Origin of the sequence: Microbacterium rhizomatis, assembly GCF_008710745.1 — a bacterium.
In the GTDB taxonomy this organism is placed as follows: Bacteria; Actinomycetota; Actinomycetes; order Actinomycetales; family Microbacteriaceae; genus Microbacterium; species Microbacterium rhizomatis.
The window spans coordinates 1-20,372 of the sequence record NZ_VYSA01000002.1 but is presented as its reverse complement, the minus strand read 5'-3'; the positions used below and the strand labels follow the sequence as shown (position 1 = coordinate 20,372).

The 20,372-nt window shown below is 69.3% G+C and carries 19 protein-coding genes and 1 pseudogene; 10 read left to right on the top strand and 10 right to left on the bottom strand.

The window, feature by feature from the left end; genetic code table 11:
* Positions 1-7: 7 nt before the first annotated feature.
* From F6B43_RS08460 to F6B43_RS08445, 4 genes are all read right to left on the bottom strand, one after another.
* The gene (locus tag F6B43_RS08460) at positions 8-700 is read right to left on the bottom strand and encodes a response regulator transcription factor (protein ID WP_150448535.1); all 693 of its coding nucleotides are present in this window, start codon (positions 698-700) and stop codon (positions 8-10) included.
* Positions 701-758: 58 nt separating this feature from the next.
* Positions 759-2,423, bottom strand: a complete 1,665-nt coding sequence (locus F6B43_RS08455) for a DNA repair helicase XPB (protein WP_150448534.1) — start codon at positions 2,421-2,423, stop codon at positions 759-761.
* A gap of 128 nt (positions 2,424-2,551) precedes the next feature.
* Positions 2,552-4,276 carry a helicase-associated domain-containing protein gene (locus F6B43_RS08450; protein WP_150448533.1) on the bottom strand — a complete coding sequence of 575 codons (1,725 nt, stop codon included), beginning with the start codon at positions 4,274-4,276 and terminating at the stop codon, positions 2,552-2,554.
* 1 nt (position 4,277) lies between these two features.
* The gene (locus tag F6B43_RS08445) at positions 4,278-4,547 is read right to left on the bottom strand and encodes a multidrug ABC transporter ATPase (RefSeq protein WP_150448532.1); all 270 of its coding nucleotides are present in this window, start codon (positions 4,545-4,547) and stop codon (positions 4,278-4,280) included.
* 110 nt (positions 4,548-4,657) lie between these two features.
* Here F6B43_RS08445 and F6B43_RS08440 point away from each other — a divergent pair, with 110 nt between their 5' ends.
* Both F6B43_RS08440 and F6B43_RS08435 read left to right on the top strand, forming a co-directional pair.
* Positions 4,658-5,041, top strand: a complete 384-nt coding sequence (locus F6B43_RS08440; protein WP_150448531.1) for a cold-shock protein — start codon at positions 4,658-4,660, stop codon at positions 5,039-5,041.
* The gene (locus F6B43_RS08435; RefSeq protein WP_150448530.1) at positions 5,025-5,729 is read left to right on the top strand and encodes a DUF3027 domain-containing protein; all 705 of its coding nucleotides are present in this window, start codon (positions 5,025-5,027) and stop codon (positions 5,727-5,729) included. Before F6B43_RS08440 ends, F6B43_RS08435 begins: the two co-directional genes overlap by 17 nt.
* 82 nt (positions 5,730-5,811) lie before the next feature.
* Here F6B43_RS08435 and serC read toward each other — a convergent pair whose 3' ends face one another.
* Entirely contained in the window at positions 5,812-6,924 is a 1,113-nt protein-coding gene (serC, locus tag F6B43_RS08430; protein ID WP_150448529.1) for a phosphoserine transaminase, read from the bottom strand.
* Between the two features lie 96 nt (positions 6,925-7,020).
* On the opposite strand from serC, the gene F6B43_RS08425 reads away from it, so the two are divergent.
* The 3 genes from F6B43_RS08425 to F6B43_RS08415 all read left to right on the top strand — a co-directional run bounded on the left by F6B43_RS08425 (position 7,021) and on the right by F6B43_RS08415 (position 9,772).
* Positions 7,021-7,722, top strand: coding sequence for an iron-dependent transcriptional repressor DtxR (locus tag F6B43_RS08425; RefSeq protein WP_150448528.1), 702 nt, complete (start codon positions 7,021-7,023; stop codon positions 7,720-7,722).
* A gap of 281 nt (positions 7,723-8,003) precedes the next feature.
* Positions 8,004-8,918 (top strand): M23 family metallopeptidase, encoded by a 915-nt coding sequence (locus tag F6B43_RS08420; protein ID WP_246159881.1) that lies wholly within the window; start codon positions 8,004-8,006, stop codon positions 8,916-8,918.
* A 356-nt stretch (positions 8,919-9,274) separates the two neighbouring features.
* Positions 9,275-9,772, top strand: a complete 498-nt coding sequence (locus F6B43_RS08415; RefSeq protein ID WP_150448527.1) for an HNH endonuclease — start codon at positions 9,275-9,277, stop codon at positions 9,770-9,772.
* Between the two features lie 136 nt (positions 9,773-9,908).
* Here F6B43_RS08415 and msrA read toward each other — a convergent pair whose 3' ends face one another.
* From msrA to F6B43_RS08400, 3 genes are all read right to left on the bottom strand, one after another.
* Positions 9,909-10,466: a peptide-methionine (S)-S-oxide reductase MsrA gene (gene msrA, locus F6B43_RS08410; RefSeq protein ID WP_150448526.1), complete on the bottom strand. Its 558-nt coding sequence runs from the start codon at positions 10,464-10,466 to the stop codon at positions 9,909-9,911.
* The gene (msrB, locus tag F6B43_RS08405) at positions 10,463-10,936 is read right to left on the bottom strand and encodes a peptide-methionine (R)-S-oxide reductase MsrB (protein ID WP_150448525.1); all 474 of its coding nucleotides are present in this window, start codon (positions 10,934-10,936) and stop codon (positions 10,463-10,465) included. The genes msrA and msrB overlap by 4 nt, the downstream gene beginning before the upstream one ends.
* Before the next feature lie 106 nt (positions 10,937-11,042).
* The gene (locus F6B43_RS08400) at positions 11,043-11,597 is read right to left on the bottom strand and encodes a MarR family winged helix-turn-helix transcriptional regulator (RefSeq protein ID WP_150448524.1); all 555 of its coding nucleotides are present in this window, start codon (positions 11,595-11,597) and stop codon (positions 11,043-11,045) included.
* Between the two features lie 40 nt (positions 11,598-11,637).
* Between F6B43_RS08400 and F6B43_RS08395 the strand changes: the two genes are divergently transcribed.
* The 5 genes from F6B43_RS08395 (at position 11,638) to F6B43_RS08375 (ending at position 19,606) form a co-directional block, all read left to right on the top strand.
* Positions 11,638-12,576: an EamA family transporter gene (locus F6B43_RS08395; protein ID WP_150448523.1), complete on the top strand. Its 939-nt coding sequence runs from the start codon at positions 11,638-11,640 to the stop codon at positions 12,574-12,576.
* Entirely contained in the window at positions 12,573-13,130 is a 558-nt protein-coding gene (locus tag F6B43_RS08390; RefSeq protein ID WP_150448522.1) for a cysteine hydrolase family protein, read from the top strand. Before F6B43_RS08395 ends, F6B43_RS08390 begins: the two co-directional genes overlap by 4 nt.
* A gap of 223 nt (positions 13,131-13,353) precedes the next feature.
* On the top strand, positions 13,354-14,136 hold the full coding sequence (locus tag F6B43_RS08385; RefSeq protein ID WP_246159880.1) for a hypothetical protein: 783 nt from the start codon (positions 13,354-13,356) through the stop codon (positions 14,134-14,136).
* Positions 14,137-14,284: 148 nt separating this feature from the next.
* Positions 14,285-15,913, top strand: a complete 1,629-nt coding sequence (locus tag F6B43_RS08380; protein ID WP_425486840.1) for a DNA polymerase Y family protein — start codon at positions 14,285-14,287, stop codon at positions 15,911-15,913.
* Positions 15,914-16,045: 132 nt separating this feature from the next.
* Positions 16,046-19,606: an error-prone DNA polymerase gene (locus tag F6B43_RS08375; RefSeq protein WP_150448520.1), complete on the top strand. Its 3,561-nt coding sequence runs from the start codon at positions 16,046-16,048 to the stop codon at positions 19,604-19,606.
* A 5-nt stretch (positions 19,607-19,611) separates the two neighbouring features.
* Here F6B43_RS08375 and F6B43_RS08370 read toward each other — a convergent pair whose 3' ends face one another.
* Positions 19,612-20,088: a hypothetical protein gene (locus tag F6B43_RS08370; protein WP_150448519.1), complete on the bottom strand. Its 477-nt coding sequence runs from the start codon at positions 20,086-20,088 to the stop codon at positions 19,612-19,614.
* Between the two features lie 28 nt (positions 20,089-20,116).
* A pseudogene (locus F6B43_RS19575) lies at positions 20,117-20,372 on the bottom strand (hypothetical protein); the annotation flags it as partial.

The window sequence follows — 20,372 nt, the reverse complement described above, 5'->3', positions numbered from 1 at the left end:
GACCGCGTCAGGCGGTCTTGCCCGCCTTGAGCATGTAGCCGAACCCGCGCTTGGTCTGGATGAGCGCCTCAGTGGAGTGCGGGTCGATCTTGCGTCGCAGGTACGAGATGTAGCTCTCTACGATGCCGGCGTCGCCGTTGAAGTCGTACTCCCACACGTGATCGAGGATCTGGGCCTTGGACAGCACGCGGTTCGGGTTGAGCATCAGGTAGCGCAGCAATTTGAACTCGGTCGGGCTCAGGTCGATCGAAACGTCGCCGACCTGCACGTCGTGCGTGTCCTGATCCATCGTCAGCTCGCCCGCCCGGATCAGCGATTCCTCGTCGGCCTGCATCGTCCGGCGGAGGATCGCCTGGATCCGCGCCACGATCTCGTCGAGGGAGAACGGCTTGGTCACATAGTCGTCACCGCCCGCATTCAGCCCGGCGATCTTGTCTTCCGTCTCATCCTTCGCCGTGAGGAAGAGGATGGGGGCGGTGTAGCCGGCACCGCGCAGACGCTTCGTGACGCTGAACCCGTTCATGTCGGGCAGCATCACATCGAGGATGATGAGGTCGGGTTCTTCCTCGAGCACAGCCGAGATCGTCTGTGCACCGTTGGAGACGGCTTTCACCTGGAAACCCGCGAACCTGAGGCTCGTGATGAGCAGGTCGCGGATGTTCGGCTCGTCGTCGACGACGAGTATGCGCGGAGCGGTCATGACCCCATTATGCTGACGGATCGCCTGTGCCCGCTGGATATCGCCCGGAACGGCGCAATCACGCGGCCTGCGCGGTGATGCGGTCGGCGTCGAGGATCGTGTAGCTGTACCCCTGCTCGGCAAGGAAACGCTGCCGGTTCTGCGCGAAGTCCTGATCGACGGTGTCGCGGGCGATGAGCGTGTAGAAGCTCGCGGTGTGGCCGGACGTCTTGGGGCGGAGAAGCCGCCCGAGGCGCTGCGCCTCTTCTTGCCGGGAACCGAACGACCCCGACACCTGGATCGCGACCGATGCCTCGGGCAGGTCGATGGAGAAGTTGGCGACCTTGGAGACGACCAGGACCGAGATCTCACCCACGCGGAAAGCCTGGTACAGCTCTTCGCGCTCATCGACGGGTGTCGCGCCCGTGATCTTCGGGGCATTCAGCGCCTCGGCGAGGACGTCGATCTGATCGAGGTACTGGCCGATCACGAGGATCCGTTCGCCGTCGTGGCGCGCGACGAGGCTGCGCACCACGTCGATCTTTGCCGGGGCCGTCGCGGCGAGGCGGTAGCGCTCGTCGTCGGCGGATGCCGCATACTCCAGCCGTTCGGAGGCGGGAAGGTCGACCCGCACCTCGTAGCACGCGGCCGGCGAGATGAAGCCCTGAGCTTCGATCTCCTTCCACGGCGCGTCGAACCTCTTCGGTCCGATGAGGCTGAAGACATCGCCCTCACGCCCGTCCTCGCGCACGAGGGTGGCCGTCAGGCCCAGGCGCCTGCGGGCCTGGAGATCTGCGGTCAGCTTGAACACCGGCGCAGGAAGCAGGTGCACCTCGTCGTAGACGATGAGGCCCCAGTCGAGAGCATCCAACAGGGCAAGGTGCGCGTATTCGCCCCGTCGCTTCGCCGTCAGGATCTGGTAGGTCGCGATCGTCACGGGCTTGACCTCTTTGACCTGGCCCGAGTACTCGCCGATCTCGTCGGCGGTGAGCGACGTGCGCTTGAGCAGCTCGTCGCGCCATTGCCGTGCGCTGACGGTGTTGGTCACCAGGATCAGTGTGGTGGTCTTGGTGTCGGCCATCGCGGCCGCGCCGACGAGCGTCTTGCCGGCACCGCAGGGCAGGACGACCACGCCGGAGCCGCCTTCGGTGAAGATGTCGACGGCTTTGCGCTGGTAGGGCCGAAGAGTCCAGTCGGTCTCGTCGAGTTCGATCGCGTGCGGTGTGCCCGGCGTGTAGCCGGCGCGATCTTCGGCCGGCCATCCGATCTTCAGCAGTTCCTGCTTGATGTGGCCGCGTGCCCAGGCGTCCACGACGTAGGTGCCGGGGGAGGGGTGACCGATCAAGAGGGGCTGGATGCGCTTGTTCCGCGCCATCTCGGCGAGCACGGGGGCGTCGGTCGAGCGCAGCACGAGCACGTTCTCGCCGAACCCGTCAACGTCGTCGCGTTCGATCACGAGCCTTCCGTAGCGGCCGACGGTCTCACGGATGTCGATCGAGACCGAGGGCGGGACGGGGAAGCGCGACCACCGGTCGAGGGTCGAGAGCATGTCTTCGGCATCGTGGCCGGCCGCGCGTGCGTTCCAGAGCCCGAGCCGCGTGATGCGGTACGTGTGGATGTGTTCGGGCGCTCGTTCCAGCTCGGCGAAGATGGCCAGTTCGTGGCGCGCGCTCTCTGCGTCCGGATGTGCGACCTCGAGCAGCACCGTCCGGTCGCTCTGCACGATGAGGGGACCGTCAGCCATAAGGAATCAATTCTACCCGGGCGGTTGCGCGTACGGCGCGGGGCGTAAGGGTTCGCGTCCGGAAGACGGCTGCTCGGAGCGCGCTCGCCTGCCAGCTGGCGGACATGAAGGCAGCGGTGGGTACCCGGTCAGACCGGACGGACGCTCACGATGCTCGACACCGGCAGCGTTCGCTCGATGTCGGCGCCGCGGTCGCGACCACGAAGACGTCCGCCGCCGAGCCCCGAGGCTTCGAGCGTGAAGGTGCGCTCTGTGCCGTCGGGGAGGCGCACCGCGACTTCGATGATCGACCGCGCACGCACCGCCTGGTCGAGCTCGCGGCCGAGCCAGGCGGCATCCTCGTCTCCGCCTTCGCTCGCACGCAGCGTCGTGATGAGGCGTGCGTACACGTCGTCGGCGCTGCGCGGCGGCGGTCCTGCAGGACGGCCACGGCGCAGTGACGCGGGTGAGCCGTCGTCGTCGAAGGCCACCACCGGGTAACGCGCGTCGACGAGTGACCAGTAGACCGCGTCGCGCGCAACGCGCGAGCTCAGCGCGTCGCCGTCCAGAATGAGCCCGAGCGGACGGAGCGCCTGGTCGACGGCGATCGTGTCGCGCAGGGCATGATCGTCGCTCTCGACACGGGTGCGGCCGGTCGCTGCATCCGTTCTCACCGTCACGCGCCCGTGGCGGGCGGCCGTGCTCGAGATCAGATAGTCCAGCGGCTGCGGAATGCCGGTGAGCGAGATCGCGCTGAGGAACTCGCGGACCGACTCGGCGCTCTCACCTTCGGTCATGCCGGCGCCCAGCGAGTCGACGCTGAAGCGATACGTGGATGCTTGGGCCCGCGATTCGCGGTGCGCGATGCTCCTCAGCCGGAGGTCGAGCGCGGGGGCCAACGGGCCGGGAGCGATCGCGGTCAGGTCGGCCTGGAGGTACACCCGATCGATTTCTGCGGGCAGGTGGCGGGCGAGGCTCGCAATATCGGGATGGCGCCCCTCGCGCAGGTCCGTGGCCCAGGCGGGCTCGGCACCTTCGGGGGTGAGCAGCGTCCAGTGACGGGCGATGCGGAGGAGCCGAGCGACCCGATCGGGCCACTCGGGATCCAGCGGGAAAGCGGTCTCCCATGCCGACGGCGGCATGTACCCGCCCTCAGCGGTTCGGAGGGGTTCAGGCAGCTCCGATCGGAGGCCTTCGGCGATCGCTCGCCAGCGCTCCGGCGTAGGCAGCTGGAGCCAGTTCTCGGCTGCCGTCGTGCCCACCCATTCGCGCTCGGCCGCCCGCACCAGGCCCGCGGCCGCGGCAGCGGCCACCAGATCGTCGAGGTCTTCCGGAGTGGTCAGCGCGCCCGACTCGACGAGACGGCGGCGGTCCGCCGCGCTCACTGCGCCCGTTCCGGTGCGGGTGAACGGGGCGTGCAGGCAGGCGAGGAGTACGTCGGCCAGCGCGGCGACGGTCGTGAAGGCTCGCTCGGCGGCTGCAGCCGCGGCCGCATCGCCGGCCCGAGGCGGCGGCTGGAATCCCTCCAGCGGGCGGACGGCATCGGGGTTCGCCGTGGCGACGGCGCGGGCTCGGGCGGTCACGGCGCCGTAGGGGAGTCCGCCGTCGGCGGCAAGGGCGCGTGCTTCGAGGCGAGGAGCGACCGAGCCGGGCACGACGCCGTCGCGGGCGAGGGCGGCCAGGGCCGTGCGGGGGAGCTTCTGAAGGGCGCGATCGATGGATGCCGCATCCAGAAGTGCGTCCGCCGCGTCGAAGAAGTCGCGCCAGGGCACGCCCGCCGTGACACCGCGAAGGGCGAAGACCGAAGCCAGCCGCTCGTCACTCAGTCCGGCCAGGCGGATCGCCAGGGCCCTTTGATCCGAGGAGTCGGCCACGTCAGTTACCTCGGTTTGCCCGCGCCCTTCGGACGATGCTCATGATCAGCACGGAGACGATCATCAGGAAGGCGATCGGCAGTGCGATCAAAGGGAACACCACCAGGAGCGGCCAGATGCCGCTGCTCATGTCGGTGACCCCGAGCGGTTTGGCCGCGATCACGGCGAAGAAGCAGATCACGGAGACGAGCGCGAGCCCGAGACCTGTCACCGCCAGGTAACGGTCGATGCGACGGATAGGCACGTCGTCGCCGGGGGTTCGGTTGCTCATCCGCTCCAGCCTACTGCCCGGCGGGCGTGCCGTAGGCTGAGAGGCAGGGCTTCTTCGGCCCTGCTCCGCCATGCCCGCATCCGCGGGCCGTTCCCCCCAGCGAGGTCTTCATGCCCACCGGCAAGGTCAGGTTCTACGACGAGGAGAAGGGCTTCGGCTTCATCACGACCGATGACGGCCAAGATGTCTTCCTGCACGCCACGGCCTTGCCCGCCGGCTCGCCGCCTCCGAAGGCAGGCGCTCGGCTCGAGTTCGGCGTAGCCGACGGCAAGCGGGGTCTGCAGGCCCTCTCGGTGCGGGTGCTCGAAGCGCCGGTCAGTCTCGCGAAGCGTTCCCGCAAACCCGCCGACGACATGGCGATCATCGTCGAAGATCTCGTGAAGCTGCTCGACGGCGTCGGCAACGACCTGCGTAAGGGCCGGTACCCGAGCGGTTCGCACGGCAAGACCGTCGTCGCCGTGCTGCGCAAGGTCGCCGATGAACTCGACGCCTGACGACACCTTCGCGTTCTCCGGGCGGACGCCGTCGGTCGCTGACGATCGGCTGATCGCGGCGCACGATCTCGCACGTGCTGCGCTGATCGAGATCACGCCAGAAGTGACGATCGGGGCACCCGCCGGGTACACGGTCGAGAACGACGGGGTCGTCTCGCTCCGCTTCGAGAACCGGCTGGCGGGCTACCCGGGTTGGTTCTGGACCGTGAGCCTGGCGCGAGTTGAGGATGCTGATCCCACCGTTCTCGAGGTCGAGCTGCTTCCCGGTGACGCTGCTCTCCTGGCTCCTGATTGGGTGCCGTGGGCGGTGCGCCTGGCTGATTACCAGGCGGCGCAGGAGGCGATCGCCGAGGCGAACGCCGCCGCGGGGATCGACGCGGATGACGAGGCGGACGCAGATGATGACGAAGACGAGTTCGCCGACGAGCTCTCGGACATCGACGACCTGGATGCTGCGGACTTCGACGCGGACGCGTCGCCGATCCTCCACGCCGGAGACGTCGACGGGGTGGATATCGACGAGCTCGATGTCGACGCGGATGACGACGACGCAGATGATGACGACGACGCGGATGACGACGACGACGCAGATGACGACGACGCAGATGACGATGACGACGACGCGGATGACGACGACGCGGATGACGATTTCGTGGATTCCTACGACGAGGGTGCCAGGGAGTACTGAGCTACCGCCAGTGATCGGCTAGATCGACGACGCGGTCGAAGTGCGGACGACTCGTCGAGTCATCCCTCCTCACGTCACCCGGTCAGCTGTTCTCCAGCACGAAATCGATCGATCGGATGAGCCGGCGCACATCGTCGGGCTCGATCGAGACGAACGTCGCGATCCGCAGCTGATTGCGGCCCAGCTTGCGATACGGCTCGGTGTCGACGATGCCGTTGGCGCGGAGCGTCTTGGCGATCGCGGCGGCGTCGATCGTGTCGGCGAAGTCGATCGTCACGACCACCGGTGAACGGTCGGCCGGGTCGGCCACGAACGGCGTCGCGACAGCGGAGGCCTCTGCCCAGTCGTACAACGCCGACGACGACTCCGCCGTGCGAGCGCTCGCCCATGCGAGGCCGCCGTTGCCGAGCATCCACTCCAGCTGGCTGTCGAGCAGCACGAGCGTCGTGATCGCCGGGGTGTTGAGGGTCTGCTCGAGCCGCGAGTTGTCGACGGCGTTCTTGAGGCTGAGGAACTCGGGGATGTAGCGGTCGGATGCGGCGACCCGCTCGATCCGCTCGATCGCGGCCGGCGAGACCGCCGCGAACCACAGGCCGCCATCCGACCCGAGGTTCTTCTGGGGGGCGAAGTAGTAGACGTCGGTCTCGGCGATGTCGACGTCGATGCCGCCTGCGGCGCTGGTCGCGTCGATCACGGTCAGCGCACCGGGGTCGCCGGCGACGCGGGCCACCGGCGCCGAGACGCCGGTGGAGGTCTCGTTGTGGGGCCAGGCGTACACATCCACGCCCTCGACGGGTTCGGCGGTGGTGCGGGTGCCGGCCGCGACGGTGCGCACGTCGGGGGCCTGCAGCCACGGAGCCTTCGCAGCTGCGGCGAACTTGCCGCCGAATTCGCCGAACACGAGGTTCTGCGCACGGTTCTCGATGAGGCCGAAGGCCGCAGCATCCCAGAATGCCGTCGATCCGCCGTTACCGAGGATGATCTCGTAGCCGTCCGGAATGCGGAACAGCTCGGCCAGGCGCGCGCGCACCGAGCCGACGAGGTTCTTCACCGGCGCCTGCCGGTGCGACGTGCCGAGCACTCCTGCTCCCGCGCTGACGAGGGCCTCGAGCTGCGCGTCGCGCACCTTCGAGGGCCCGCATCCGAAGCGTCCGTCGGCGGGCAGCAGGTCGCGAGGGATCTCGAGGTGAGGCATCCCACGATTCTAGAGGCGTGGGCCAGGGCGCCCCGGTCTCGTGACATGCGGCTGGGTTAGGCTTGCCTACCACCCCCACAGCAAGGATGCACCGGCATGGCCGACCTGATCGACACGACTGAGATGTACCTGCGGACGATCCTCGAACTCGAGGAAGAGAACATCGTTCCGCTGCGCGCGCGCATCTCGGAGCGCCTCGGGCACTCCGGGCCGACGGTTTCTCAGACGGTGGGTCGCATGGAGCGCGACGGACTCGTGGTCGTCTCAGACGATCGCCGTCTCGAGCTCACCGACGCGGGTCGCAACAAAGCGGTCGACGTCATGCGCAAGCATCGGCTCGCGGAGCGGCTGCTCAGCGACGTGATCGGCCTGGACTGGGCCTACGTGCATGAAGAGGCGTGCCGCTGGGAGCACGTGATGAGCGAGCAGGTCGAGCGCCGCCTGGTCGAGCTGCTCGGGCACCCGACGGAGTCGCCGTACGGCAACCCGATCCCCGGTCTCGACCAGCTCGGCGATATGCCGGCGCGCACCTTCGAAGAGGGTGTCGTCGGTCTGGTCCGCCGGCTCAACGATGCGGGGCAGCCGATCGTGGGTACCGTCCGGCGCCTCGCCGAGCCCGTCCAGGTCGACCCCGAGCTGCTGCAGCAGCTCAAGGCCGCGGGCGTCGTTCCCGGCGCGCACGGCGACTACCGCTACAGCGAGGGGTACGTCCTGGTGCAGATGGATGGCAACGACGAGGGGCTCGAGCTTCCGGTCGAGGTCGCGTCGCACATCTTCCTCGTCGACGACCGCGTCTGAGCGTCACGGCCTCGCATAGCGGGGCTGATGGGCCGGTCCTTCGGCTCCTCCCCAGGTATTGGCTGTCTGGGGATCTCCGCAGATACCTCTGACGAAAGTGACAGATTCGTTACCTTCCGGTAGCCTCGGAGAGTCCACAGGTGAGAAGCCCACCGTCGGACCCCCGATGCACTGCCTCTCCGGCTCGTCGTGCACAGGGTGAAACCCGCACAACGTGCCACTGACGCAGAGTGCCGACGAGCCAGTGCCGTTCCCACGACACAGAGGCGCCGGAGGATAGCTTGGCTGAACTGAACGATTCGTCGAACGAACCCGAAATCGACTCGACGAGCCTCACGCGCCGCGATCGCGCGCGTCGGAACCCTGCGCCGCGAACGCGCCCTGCGAAGCCTCGCAACGGGAAGGCAGTCGCCGTCTCGTCGGCCCCGCCCGCTCCGCGCCCGAAGGCGAAGACGAAGCCGCTGCGCAGCGCCGTCATCCTCACGGTTGTCGCCGGTCTCATCGCCACGGTCGCGCTTCCGGCCTACGCCGCCACCCGCCCGGCGTCCGATGCGGTCACCCTCCAGCAGGCCTCGCAGAGCGACGCGCAATCGCTCGTCATCGCCTCCGACGCGACGTCGAGCGTGGTCTCGCGCGACAGCTACGACGCCACGACCGCCGCCGAGATCGAACAGAAGAAGGCTGAAGCCGCTGCGGCAGCCGCCGCCGCGGCCCGCGCGGCAGCGGCGACCACGATGTCGACGTCGACGTCGGTGCCGCTCGTGGCCATGATCTCGCCCGGCTCCGGTGAGGTGCGCTGGCCGATCCTCTCCTTCACCAAGGGACGCGGGCTCTGGGACTCCGGGTACCACCAGGGTCAAGACCTTCTCGCCCCCGCGATGACGCCGATCTACGCGGCCGCGGCGGGAGTCGTCGACATCTCCGCGGAGAGTGTCGGTGGCTACGGTGTGGGGATCGAGATCCAGCATGTGATCGCCGGGCAGCAGGTCACCACGATGTACGGGCACATGACCTATGGGACTCGACAGGTGCAGGTCGGCGACACCGTCGCCGCGGGCCAGCTGATCGGCTTCGTCGGCAGCACGGGCAGCTCGACGGCGAACCACCTCCACTTCGAGGTGCATGTCAATGGGTCGGTCGTCGACCCGTGGGAGTGGCTCATCGCCAACGCCGGGCCATCCCCCAGCGGGACGTAGGCCAGCGGCGACCAAGCCGTATCTCGGGCGCGGGTCGACAGCATCCGCTCGCGTTCTCCGACACGCCACCGCGCGTTAACCGGGTTCGCGACCCCTGTGGTCGTGGCGGTGCATTACCCTGAAATCCGACGCTGAGAAGAAGCGGAGGGCGCCGATGGGCAGCACACCACGCATCCGAACCATGGATGCGCTCGGTCTGCTGGTCCTACGGCATCGTGTGAACGACGACCGCGGCATAGCCGTGGCGCCAAGGCGCTGTCCATGAGACAGCGCCTTTTTTCATGCCCCCGCGCCGATCGAGGCGTCGTTCGAATCGAATTCCGGGAAGCCGTCCCGGCCGTTCGGGAGGATGGGGAATGCGCACTCTTGTGCTGAATGCGGGCTACGAGCCGCTTGCCGTCGTGTCGTTCAAGCGAGCTCTCGTGCTCGTGATGAACGAGAAGGCCACCGTCATCGAGTGCGTCGATGGCGAGCCGATCTGGGGTGCGCGCGGCGCCTACGACAGACCGGCGGTGATCCTGCTGACGCGGTACGTCCGCGTGCCGGGCGGCCGCCACATCCCGGTGACTCGTCGCGGTGTTCTGCGCCGTGACGCCCACCGCTGCGCGTACTGCGCGAAGTCGGCGTCGACGATCGACCACGTGCTCCCGCGCTCGCGCGGCGGAGCGGACTCGTGGGAGAACCTCGTCGCCTGCTGCCTGCGCTGCAACAACGTCAAGGGCGATCGCACGCCGCAGGAGATGGGGTGGGAGCTGCGACTGGCCCCACGGCCCCCGCGCGGTGTGCAGTGGACCGTGCGCGGGACCGACCGCGCCGACCCTCGCTGGAGTCCCTACCTCGGACTCGCGGCGTAGCCGGCGCACCCGCAATCATGTGTCTCGCGACGCGGGCGGACATCTGAGAGGACGCGCGGTTCGCGTGTTCCCCCGAGTGGCCGAATCGGCGCGCTCGAGCGACATCGATCCTTCCAGATGTCCGCCGGTGAGACCCCTAGACCGCCGAGGTCTCTTCGCGACGCGGCAGAACCCAGCCGGGCCGCACGAAGTGGCACGTGTAGCCGTGCGGGATCCGGACGAGGTAGTCCTGGTGCTCGGGCTCGGCCTCCCAGAACGGGCCCAGGGGCTCGATCGTGGTGACGGCCTTGCGCGGCCAGAGCCCCGACGCGTCGACATCGGCGATCGTCTCGCGGGCGACCTTCTCCTGCTCGGGCGTCGTGGGGAAGATCGCCGACCGGTAGCTGGTACCGACGTCGTTGCCCTGTCGGTTCAGGGTCGACGGGTCGTGGATCTGGAAGAAGAACGCGAGGATGTCGCGATACGTCGTCTTCGTCGGGTCGAACACGATCTCCACGGCCTCGGCGTGACCGGGGTGACGGTTGTACGTCGCGTGGTCGTTCGTGCCGCCGGTGTAGCCCACGCGGGTGTCGAGCACGCCGGGCTGGCGGCGGATCAGGTCTTCGACGCCCCAGAAGCAGCCGCCCGCGAGGACGGCGGTCTCGGTGCCGGGGGCCTGGGTGATGGTGCCGGTGTCGCTGCTGCCACTGGTCATGATGCGTTCTCCTGAGTGGTCGTGGTGTTCTCGAAAAGGTGGCGGTACTCACCGTATCCCTGCGCCTCGAGCTCCGCGACGGGGATGAACCGCAAGGCCGCCGAGTTCATGCAGTAGCGGAGGCCTCCGGCATCCCTGGGTCCGTCGTCGAAGACGTGCCCGAGGTGGCTGTCGGCGCCGGCGGAACGCACCTCGGTGCGCTTCATCCAGAGCTTGCCGTCGACGTGCTCGGTGACGGCGCTGGGTGCGAGGGGCTTGGTGAAGCTCGGCCAGCCCGAGTGGCTGTCGTACTTGTCGGTCGACGAGAACAGGGGCTCGCCCGAGACGACGTCGACGTAGAGGCCGTCCTCGTGGTTGTTCCAGTACTCGTTGCGGAACGCCGGCTCGGTGGCGTCCTCCTGGGTGACCCGGTACTGGTTCGGGGTGAGGCGGCTGAGCGCCTCGGGAGTCTTGCGGTACTCGTGTGACACGGTTCCTCCTTGGATGCGACGCGGCTGGCTGCTGCGTCTTGTATTCAGAACGCAGGGACCGATCGGATTGGTCCCGCGAACCTGGGAGCGGGCCGTGAGTTCTCGGTCAGCCGGCATCCAGCGCGCGCAGCCAGCGCGCGAGGATCCCGCGGAGGGCTTCGGCGTCGTCGCGACCCAGGTCGTCGAGCAGGGCGTGCTCGTTCGCCAGGTGCGCGGTGAACGCCCGGTCGATCACCTCGAGTCCTGCCGCGGTCAGGCGGATCGTGCGACGACGGGCATCGGATGCCTCGGCCCGCCGTTCGACGAATCCGCGGGCCTCGAGCCGGTCGATCCGCTTGGTGAGGCCGCCGGTCGTGATCATGGTGTGGTCGGCCAACTCGCCCGCCGCCCGCTCGTACGGCGCGCCCGCGCGGCGGAGCGCCGCGAGCACGTCGAACTCGCCCTCGGTCAGCCCGAACTCTCGGTAGGTCTCGGTCAGGCGTTCGGTGAGGGCGAGCGCCACGCGGTGCAGGCGGCCGATCACGCCCTGCGGCGAAGGATCGAGGTCGGGGCGCTCGCGGAGCCATTCCGCCTGGATCTCGGCAACCCTGTCGGGGGTGTCGGCGACACGTTCGGCGGGATCGGTGCGGTCGCGGGGTGCGGGGGAGGATGCAGCATCCATGCCCCCACTATATCTTCCGCGGAAGCTATATACTTCTTCCATGGAAGATAAATCCCGGCGCTGGATCGCCGTCACTGCGATCGCGCCGATCGCGTGGGGGAGCACGTACTTCGTGACGCGGCAGCTGCTGCCACCCGACGTCCCGCTGTGGGGCGGGCTGCTGCGCGCGCTCCCGGCTGGCCTGCTCGTGCTGCTCCTCTCGCGGCGCCTGCCGGCGGGGCATTGGTGGTGGCGTTCGCTCGTGCTCGGCACGCTCAACGTCGGTGGCTTCTTCGTGCTGGTCTACGTCGCCGGGCAGCGGCTGCCCTCGAGTGTCGCGTCGACGCTGATGTCGACCTCCGCCGCCGCCATGATGCTGCTGGCGTGGCTGCTCATGCGGCAGCGCCCTCGCCTCGCTGCCGCCCTCGGGGCGGTCGTCGGGATTGCGGGTGTCGTGCTCATGCTCGGCGTCGGCGGCGAACCGGTCGACCCGATCGGCGTCGTCGCGTCGATCGCCGCGATGTTCGCCTCGTCGATCGGGTTCGTGCTGACATCGCGGTGGGGCGCGGATGTGCCCGCCCTGGCGATGACCTCGTGGCAGCTCATCGGCGGCTCGCTCGTGCTGCTGCCGTTCGCCGTGGTGCTCGAGGGTGGTCCGCCGGTGCTGACTCCGGTGTCGGCCGTGGGGTTCGCGTACGTCGCGATCGTCGGGACCGCGGTGGCCTACGTCGCCTGGTTCACGGGGCTGCGACGCCTCAGCCCCGCCGCGGTCGGGATGATCGGGCTCTTGAACCCGCTGACCGGCGTGCTGCTCGGAGTCGCCGTCGCGGGTGAGGTGTTCGGCCTCGCGCAGGCGGTGGGGTTCGTTCTGGTCGTCGCCGGGATCGCCCTGGGTCTCCTGCCGCCTCGGTCGCGGCGGCACGAACGGCAGTCCGCCGACCGGATGCGGCAGTCCGGGCGCGCCTCTGCGCTCGCGGTCCGTGATGAGATGAGGGCATGACTCAGGCACTCATCGTGATCGACATGCAGCGCGGCTTCGACGACCCGGTCTGGGGGCCGACGGCCAACCCGGACTGCGAGGCGAACGTCTCGGCCCTGATCTCTGCCTGGGAAGGCCGCTGCCCGATCGTCGTGGTGCGGCACGACTCGCGTTCAGCGGGATCGCCCCTGCATCCGGATGCTGCGGGCAACGCCCTTGTCCCCTCCGTGGCCGCGGTGGCCCCCGATCTGTTCCTCGCGAAGCACGTCAACTCGGCGTTCTACGGCGACCACGATCTGCACGCGTGGCTGGGCGAGCGGGGGATCACGGAGATGGTGATCTGCGGCATCCAGACCAACATGTGCGTCGAGACGACCGCGCGGATGGCGGGCAACCTCGGGTACGACGTCGTCGTGGCGCTGGATGCGACCCGCACGTTCGATCTGACCGCCGAGGTGGCCGGTGTCGGCATGGTGACGCGGTCGGCGGAGGAGCTCATGGCGACCACGGCGCTCGTGCTGCAGCAGGGCGGGTTCGCGCGCATCGCGACCACGGCGGAGCTTGTTGCGGGCTGAGCCGGGTTGCTCGGGTATTCGAATGTCGGAGGATCGCGCGAATGTCGGAGGATTTCGCGGGAATCCTCCGACATCGGGCTGATTCTCCGACGTTCGTTGGGTGGCACCGATGGTGGATGAGTCTCGAACATAGGAGTGAATGAGGCAGGATTTGGATGTCTGTGGCCGAGGCTAACGTCGTACCCGGGTAGAAATGCTAGAACGTATGTTCTAGCCTGTACCGATGGGGGCGAACATGCGCAGCAGCGTCGACGAGGTGGGGCACCTCCGCGCTCAGCTCGAGCGCGTGCAGGGCCGCAAGCTCGACGCTCCCGTGCTGCCCACCCACCCCGCCCTCGCCGAGCTCCTGCCCGGCGGGGGGCTTCGGCCGGGGTCGGCCTATTCGCTCCCCGCCTCGGGGTCGCTGCTGCTGGCGCTCATCGCGCGCGCGTCGCAAGAGGGGTCGTGGTGCGGGGTGATCGGCATGCCCGAGCTCGGGGCCGAGGCCGCCGAGCGCCTCGGTGTCGATCTCGACCGCCTCGTGCTCATCCCCGATCCTGGTCCGCGCTGGCTCACCGTCGCCGCCACCATCGCGGATGTGCTGCCGATCGTCGCCGTGCGACCACAGGGCCGGCCGATGGGTCAGGAGGTCTCGCGGCTCGCCGCGCGCCTGCGCGAGCGCGGCGCTGTGCTGCTCGTCGAGGGTGCGTGGCCGCAGGCCGAGGCCGCACTGCGGGTGAGCGAGCCCGAGTGGTCGGGGCTCGGCGAGGGGTACGGCTATTTGGCCGGTCGCGCCGTCACCGTCACCGCGTCGAGCCGGCGCTGGCCTGTACCTCGAACGTCGCGGATGCTGCTGCCCGCCGCAGACGGCACGGTATCGGCTCTGCGCGATGAGGGCGGGCAGCGCGCGCCGATCACCGCGATCGGCGGCGGCGCACGTGAGGCCGCGCGCGATGAGTCCCTCGGGGCCTCGAGTGATGCCGCGGAGGCAGCGTACGCACCGCTCCAGGTGAGAGCGGCGGGCTGACATGACTCTCGCACCCGCGCCCTCGCCCCCCGGGCAGGCTCCCGTCCGGAGCATCGTGCTGTGGTTTCCGGACTGGCCGGTCACCGCGCTGCTGCGCGACCCCACAGCGAGGGTGGTGGGGATCCCGGGCGGGGCCGGCCCGAGCGGGATGACCTCGAGCGGCGTGGTGTCGAGTGGGGCGGCGCCGCCGATCGCCGTGATGGAGCGCAATATGGTCGCCGCCTGCTCTCCGGCTGCCCGGGCGGAGGGGGTGCGGCGCGGGCAGCGGCGTCGCGACGCTCAAGCCCGGTGTCCGCGACTCGTCGTCGTCGCCGCCGACCCGGGGCGCGATCACCGCCTGTTCGGGCCGGTGGTGTCACTCATCGAGGAGCGGGCCCCGGGGGTGCAGATCGTTCGGGCGGGGTTGTGCGCGCTGCGCGCGCGGGGCCCTGCGCGCTACTACGGCGGCGAAGAGGAAGCCGCGCGGATGCTGCTCGCGGCGCTCGCCGAAGAAGGGTTGCACGGCGTGCGGGCCGGGGTGGCAGACGGTCCGTTCACCGCCGAGCAGGCGGCCCGGTTCGGTACGGGCGGGCCTGTGCGGGTCGTGCCGCCGGGCGGGGCCGGCGCGGCCGGGTCCGGCGCGGCCGGGTCCGGCGTGGGCGGGTCCGGCGCGGGCGGGTCCGGGCCGGCCGGGTCCGGCGCGGGCGGGCCTGTGCGGATCGTGCCGCCGGGCGGGGCCGGCGAATTCCTCGCGCAGCTGCCCGTGACGGTGCTGGGCGACGCCTGGTCCGCATCGGGCGCGACCGACGATCTGGTGGGTCTGCTCGCCCGGCTGGGCGTGCAGACCCTGGCCGACTTCGCCGCCCTCGAGGTGGAGCGCGTGCGCGAGCGGTTCGGCGACCGCGGTCTCCGTCTGCATGCACTCGCCGCTGGCCATGACTCCCGGCCGGTGCAGCCGCGCATCCCTCCACCCGAGTTGCATCGTGAGGTGGCGTTCGAGCCTCCGCTCGAGCTCACCGACCAGGTGGCGTTCGGCATGCGCATCGCCGCTGATGAGTTCATCGCCCGGCTCGGTGCGCACGACCTCGTCTGCACCGAGCTGAGGGTCGAGCTGGCGGGCGAGCGCGGCGAGAGGTCGGAGCGGGTGTGGCTGCATCCTGCGTCGTTCGATGCGGCGGCCGTCGTCGACCGGGTGCGCTGGCAGCTCGGGGAGGCCCAGGGCGGGGGCGTCCTGGCGAGCGGGGTCGCACACGTGCGGATCTCACCCGCGGCGGTGGATGCGGCATCCCATCACACTCCGGCGATCTTCGGCTCCGGAGCGGAGGAGCGCGTGCACCATGCGCTCTCTCGCGTGCAGGCGATGCTCGGGCACCGGGGGGTGGTCACCTCGGCGATCGGCGGCGGCCGCTGGCTCGCCGAGCGGCAGGTGCAGGTGCCGTGGGGGGATCGGGCTGTCGTGCGCCACGAGCGTGCGCGGCCGTGGCCGGGGAGCCTGCCCGACCCCCTGCCGACGACGGTGTACCCCGAGCCCCGGCTCGTTGAGGTCAGTGACGCGACGGGGACTGCGGTGCGGATCGGCGATCGTGGGGCGCTCAGCGCTCCACCCGCCGTGCTCGACGCGGATGGTCGGCGCAGGGGGATCGAGGCCTGGGCGGGTCCGTGGCCGGTGAGCGAACGCGGATGGGACGAGCTGCGCCGTCGCCGGGCGCACCGGTTCCAGGTGGTCGACGGCGACGGTCTCGCCTGGCTCCTGATCTGGGAAGAGGGCGAGTGGCGTGCGGAGGGTCGCTATGACTGAGTGCGCCGGCGTTTCGTCTCGCTTCGCTCGCTCAACGAGCGAGGGGTTCCGGTCGTCGAGCGAGGGGTTCCGGTCGTCGAGCGAGGGGCGCAGCGACGAGTCGAAACGCGTCCGGCGGAGGGGAGGCGCCTGATGGGCTTCCACAATCCCGCCGTGCCGTGGTCCGAGATGGAGCGGGTGCTCAGCGACCGCCGTCGGCCGACAGGCACTCCGGCGAACGCCGATGGCGGCGACAGCCCTGCCTGGTCGCACAAGCGCGCGAAATACGTGCCGCCCGCGATCGAGCGGCCCGACGACGCGGTGCCCTACGCCGAGCTGCACGCGCACTCGTCGTTCTCGTTCCTCGACGGCGCCTCTTCCCCCGAAGAGCTCACCGAAGAGGCCGAGCGCCTCGGCCTGCACGCGCTGGCCGTGACCGACCACGACGGGTTCTACGGGCTGGTGAACTTCGCCGAGGCGGCCGAACCGTACGGGGTGAAGACGGTGTTCGGTGCCGAGCTTTCGCTCGAGCTCACCAAGCCGCAGAACGGAGAACCCGATCCGGTCGGCGCGCATCTGCTCGTGCTCGCCCGCGGCGAAGAGGGCTACCACCGGCTGGCGGCGGCGATCACGCAGGCTCAGCTCGCCGGGGCCGAGAAGGGCAGACCTCGCTACGATCTCGCAGCGCTCGCCGACCACGCCGGCGGTCCGCGTGACTCGCCCTCGTCTGATTCGCACTGGGCGGTGCTGACGGGATGCCGGAAGGGGGCGGTCCGTCGCGCGCTCAGCGTCGGGGGGCCCGGGGCTGCAGCATCCGCTCTCGACGATCTTGTCGACCTGTTCGGCCGCGATGCGGTGCATGTCGAGCTCTTCGACCACGGCAATCCGGCCGACACGCGTGACAACGACGTACTCGCGGCGCTCGCCGCCGAGCGCGGGCTGCCGACCCTGGCGACGAACAACGTGCACTACGCGGCGCCCGAGCGCGAACTGCTGGCGGCGGCAGTCGCGGCGGTGCGCGCGAACCGGAGTCTCGACGAGATCGACGGCTGGCTGCCCTCGCACGCCGGAGCGCACCTGCGGTCGGGGGCCGAGATGGCGGCGCGGTTCGCCCGGTATCCGGGAGCGGTCGCCCGCACGGTGCCGCTCGCCGACGAGCTGGCCTTTCCCCTCCGCAAGGCCAAGCCCGCGCTGCCGAAGCAGAAGGTGCCGGAGGGGCACACGCCGATCTCGTACCTGCGGCAGCTGGTGTGGGAGGCGGTGCCGCGCAAGTACCCGCGGCTGACGGATGCTCAGCGCGAGCGCATTGCGGGCGAGCTCGACGTCATCGAGGCGAAGGATTTTCCGGGGTACTTCCTCATCGTGTGGGGGATCGTGCAAGAGGCGCGGCGCCGAGGCATCCTGTGTCAGGGACGGGGTTCTGCTGCCTCGAGCGCCGTCTGCTACCTGCTCGACATCACCGCGGTCGACGCGATCGCCTACAACCTGCCGTTCGAGCGCTTCCTCTCGCACCTTCGCGATGAGGAGCCCGACATCGATGTCGACTTCGACTCGGATCGCCGCGAAGAGATCATCCAGTGGGTGTACCGCGAGTACGGGCGCGAGCGCGCCGCGCAGGTGGCCAACGTCATCCAGTACAGGCCGAAGAACGCCGTGCGCGACATGGCCAAGGCGCTCGGGCACTCGCCCGGCCAGCAGGACGCGTGGTCGAAGCAGGTGGAGCGCTGGGGAGCGATGCTCGAGTCGGGGGCCGATCACGACATCCCCGATCAGGTGATCGAGTTCGCCTCGGCGCTGTTGAAGGCGCCGCGGCACATGGGCATCCACTCCGGCGGGATGGTTCTCACCGAGCGTCCGGTGGGGGAGGTGGTGCCCATCGAGCATGCGCGGATGGAGAACCGCACCGTCATCCAGTGGGACAAAGACAGCGCGGCATGGATGGGGCTCGTGAAGTTCGATCTGCTGGGGCTCGGCATCCTCGCCGCCCTGCAGTACTGCTTCGACCTGGTGGCGGACGCCACGGGCGAGCGCTGGACGCTCGACACGATGCCGAAAGAAGAGAAGGCGGTGTACGACATGCTCTGCCGCGCGGATTCGATCGGGGTGTTCCAGGTCGAGTCGCGCGCGCAGATGGGCCTGCTGCCGCGCCTGCAGCCGCGGCAGTTCTACGACCTCGTGATTCAGATCGCGCTCGTGCGCCCCGGCCCCATCCAGGGTGGCGCGGTGCATCCGTTCGTGCGCCGCAAGCTCGGGCGGGAAGAAGTCACCTACGTGCACGAGAAAATCCGGCCGGTGCTGGAGCGCACGATGGGGGTTCCGGTGTTCCAGGAGCAGCTCATGCAGATGGCGGTGGCGATCGGCGACTGCACCGCCGCCGATGCCGATGTGCTGCGCCGGGCGATGGGGTCGAAGCGCGGGATCGAGCGGATCGAGTCCATCCGCGAGCAGCTGTACCGGGGGATGAAGAAGAACGGTCTCACCGACGAGCAGTCCGATGACATCTACGCCAAGATCCAGGCATTCGCGAACTTCGGCTTCGCCGAGTCGCACGCTCTCTCGTTCGGGCTGCTGGTCTACGCGAGCTCGTGGATCAAGCTGCACTACCCCGCGGCCTTCCTCGCCGGGCTGCTTCGCGCTCAGCCGATGGGGTTCTACTCGCCGGCGACCCTCACCGCCGATGCGCGGCGGCACGGGGTCGAGGTGCGTCGCCCCGACCTGCACGCATCGGGGGTCGAGGCGTTGCTCGAGCCGGTTGCGGGGGATGTGGCGGGGGGCGAGGCGTTGCTCGGGCCGGGGGTCGAGGCGGGGGCTCCTGCCGAGGAGATCTGCACAACTGAGGAGCAGATCCTCCAGATAGATCCTCAGAAGCGCAGATCTCCTTCGTTCGCGCCCGGGATTGCGGGGACGGCGACGGGGTTGGATGCCTGTGCCCACAGCATCCAGCCTCCCGTGGGTCTCTTCGACATCAACGCCCCCGACGAGACCCTGGCCCATCGGCGCGACGGCGGGTTCGCGGTGCGGCTGGGCCTGGCTGGGATCAAGGGCATCGGGGTGACGGTGGCCACGAAGATCGTCGCCGAGCGGGAGGCACGCGGTGACTTCCGCGATATGCGCGACCTCGTCCGCCGCACCGGGGTCACGACCGTGCAGTTGGAGGCGATGGCCACCGCCGGGGCATTCGACTGCCTGGGGCTCAGCCGCCGTGAGGCGACATGGCTCGCGGGCTCGGCCGCGCAGGATCGCATCGAGTACCTCCCCGATTCGCTGATCTCGGTGCAGCCGCCGCTGTTCACCGACCCGACGAGCTACGAGCTGCTCGCGGCCGACCTGTGGGCGACCGGGCTCTCGACCACCGATCATCCGATGACCCACTACCGGTCGGGGTTGGATGCGCGCGGGGTGCTCACCTCGCTCGAGCTTCGCACGCACGAGTCGGGCCGTCGCGTCGAGGTCGCCGGACTTGTGACGCACCGGCAGCGGCCGGCGACAGCATCCGGCATCACGTTCTTGAACCTCGAAGACGAGCACGGTCTCGTGAACGTGATCTGCTCGGTTGGTGTGTGGAACCGGTATCGCCGCGTCGTGCGCGACTCACCGGCATTGATCGTGCGGGGGATGCTGGAGCGCTCGGTCGAGGGAGTGACGAACCTGCTCGCCGACAGGTTCGAAGACCTGCGGGTCGGGGTGGCTCATCACTCCCGCGACTTCCGGTGAGGTGGTCAGAACTCGAAGATCGTGGCGAGTTGGTCGGACAGCAGGATTGTGTACGGCAGGCCGCGCAGCGTCTCGGCGTCGACCGAGATTCCGCGCAGCTGAGCGGCCTGTGCGTACTCTTCACACGGGAACGTGCCGGGGTCGGGTTCGTCACCCTGCACCAGTGTCAGAACCTCCGCGATGACGTCGGCCGAGGTCCGCTTCCACGAGACGGGTCCCGGGCGCCCGTGACGGAACGTTGAGACTCCGCGATCCATGTCGAGTCGGATCATCGACTCGTCCGACAACCGCAGGTACTGGGTCATGCTCATGTTCAGCGTTGGCACCGAGTTGACGTGGGGTTGATCATCCAGCTCGCAGACGATGACCAGACCTGTCACGGACAGGTTGGCGAGGTCGAACGGCAGCCGTTTGGCGGGGGTCGTGCGCGCCGCTTCGGGGTCAAGCGGGATGTAGCGGATCTCTCCATTGGGGTCGCTCATGACACCGAACATTTCATGATCATGAGTCTCAGCGGGTGGGGCAGCCGATGCCGTGGGGGTCTTCGATGCAGTTTTTGTTGACGAGGGCGGTGTGGGCTTCGAGGACGCGGATGGTGTAGTTGCCGGTGGTGGCTTCGACGTTTCCGGTGACGGGTCGCCAGCCGTTGCCGAAGTTGACGTCGGCGGTGTAGAGGGTGGTGACGGTGATGGGGTAGGTGCCGCGTTCGGTGTAGACGTGGCTGGTGTCGGTGCGGGCCCAGGTGGTGAGGTGGAGGTCGGCCCAG

Bases quoted from the DNA above. Each gene is read 5' to 3' on its own strand.
- F6B43_RS08460 (WP_150448535.1), bottom strand. From the start codon at position 700: ATGACCGCTCCGCGCATACTCGTCGTCGACGACGAGCCGAACATCCGC.
- F6B43_RS08455 (WP_150448534.1), bottom strand. From the start codon at position 2,423: ATGGCTGACGGTCCCCTCATCGTGCAGAGCGACCGGACGGTGCTGCTC.
- F6B43_RS08445 (WP_150448532.1), bottom strand. From the start codon at position 4,547: ATGAGCAACCGAACCCCCGGCGACGACGTGCCTATCCGTCGCATCGAC.
- F6B43_RS08440 (WP_150448531.1), top strand. From the start codon at position 4,658: ATGCCCACCGGCAAGGTCAGGTTCTACGACGAGGAGAAGGGCTTCGGC.
- F6B43_RS08435 (WP_150448530.1), top strand. From the start codon at position 5,025: ATGAACTCGACGCCTGACGACACCTTCGCGTTCTCCGGGCGGACGCCG.
- serC (WP_150448529.1), bottom strand. From the start codon at position 6,924: ATGCCTCACCTCGAGATCCCTCGCGACCTGCTGCCCGCCGACGGACGC.
- F6B43_RS08425 (WP_150448528.1), top strand. From the start codon at position 7,021: ATGGCCGACCTGATCGACACGACTGAGATGTACCTGCGGACGATCCTC.
- F6B43_RS08415 (WP_150448527.1), top strand. From the start codon at position 9,275: ATGCGCACTCTTGTGCTGAATGCGGGCTACGAGCCGCTTGCCGTCGTG.
- msrA (WP_150448526.1), bottom strand. From the start codon at position 10,466: ATGACCAGTGGCAGCAGCGACACCGGCACCATCACCCAGGCCCCCGGC.
- F6B43_RS08400 (WP_150448524.1), bottom strand. From the start codon at position 11,597: ATGGATGCTGCATCCTCCCCCGCACCCCGCGACCGCACCGATCCCGCC.
- F6B43_RS08395 (WP_150448523.1), top strand. From the start codon at position 11,638: ATGGAAGATAAATCCCGGCGCTGGATCGCCGTCACTGCGATCGCGCCG.
- F6B43_RS08390 (WP_150448522.1), top strand. From the start codon at position 12,573: ATGACTCAGGCACTCATCGTGATCGACATGCAGCGCGGCTTCGACGAC.
- F6B43_RS08385 (WP_246159880.1), top strand. From the start codon at position 13,354: ATGGGGGCGAACATGCGCAGCAGCGTCGACGAGGTGGGGCACCTCCGC.
- F6B43_RS08380 (WP_425486840.1), top strand. From the start codon at position 14,285: ATGACCTCGAGCGGCGTGGTGTCGAGTGGGGCGGCGCCGCCGATCGCC.
- F6B43_RS08375 (WP_150448520.1), top strand. From the start codon at position 16,046: ATGGGCTTCCACAATCCCGCCGTGCCGTGGTCCGAGATGGAGCGGGTG.
- F6B43_RS08370 (WP_150448519.1), bottom strand. From the start codon at position 20,088: ATGAGCGACCCCAATGGAGAGATCCGCTACATCCCGCTTGACCCCGAA.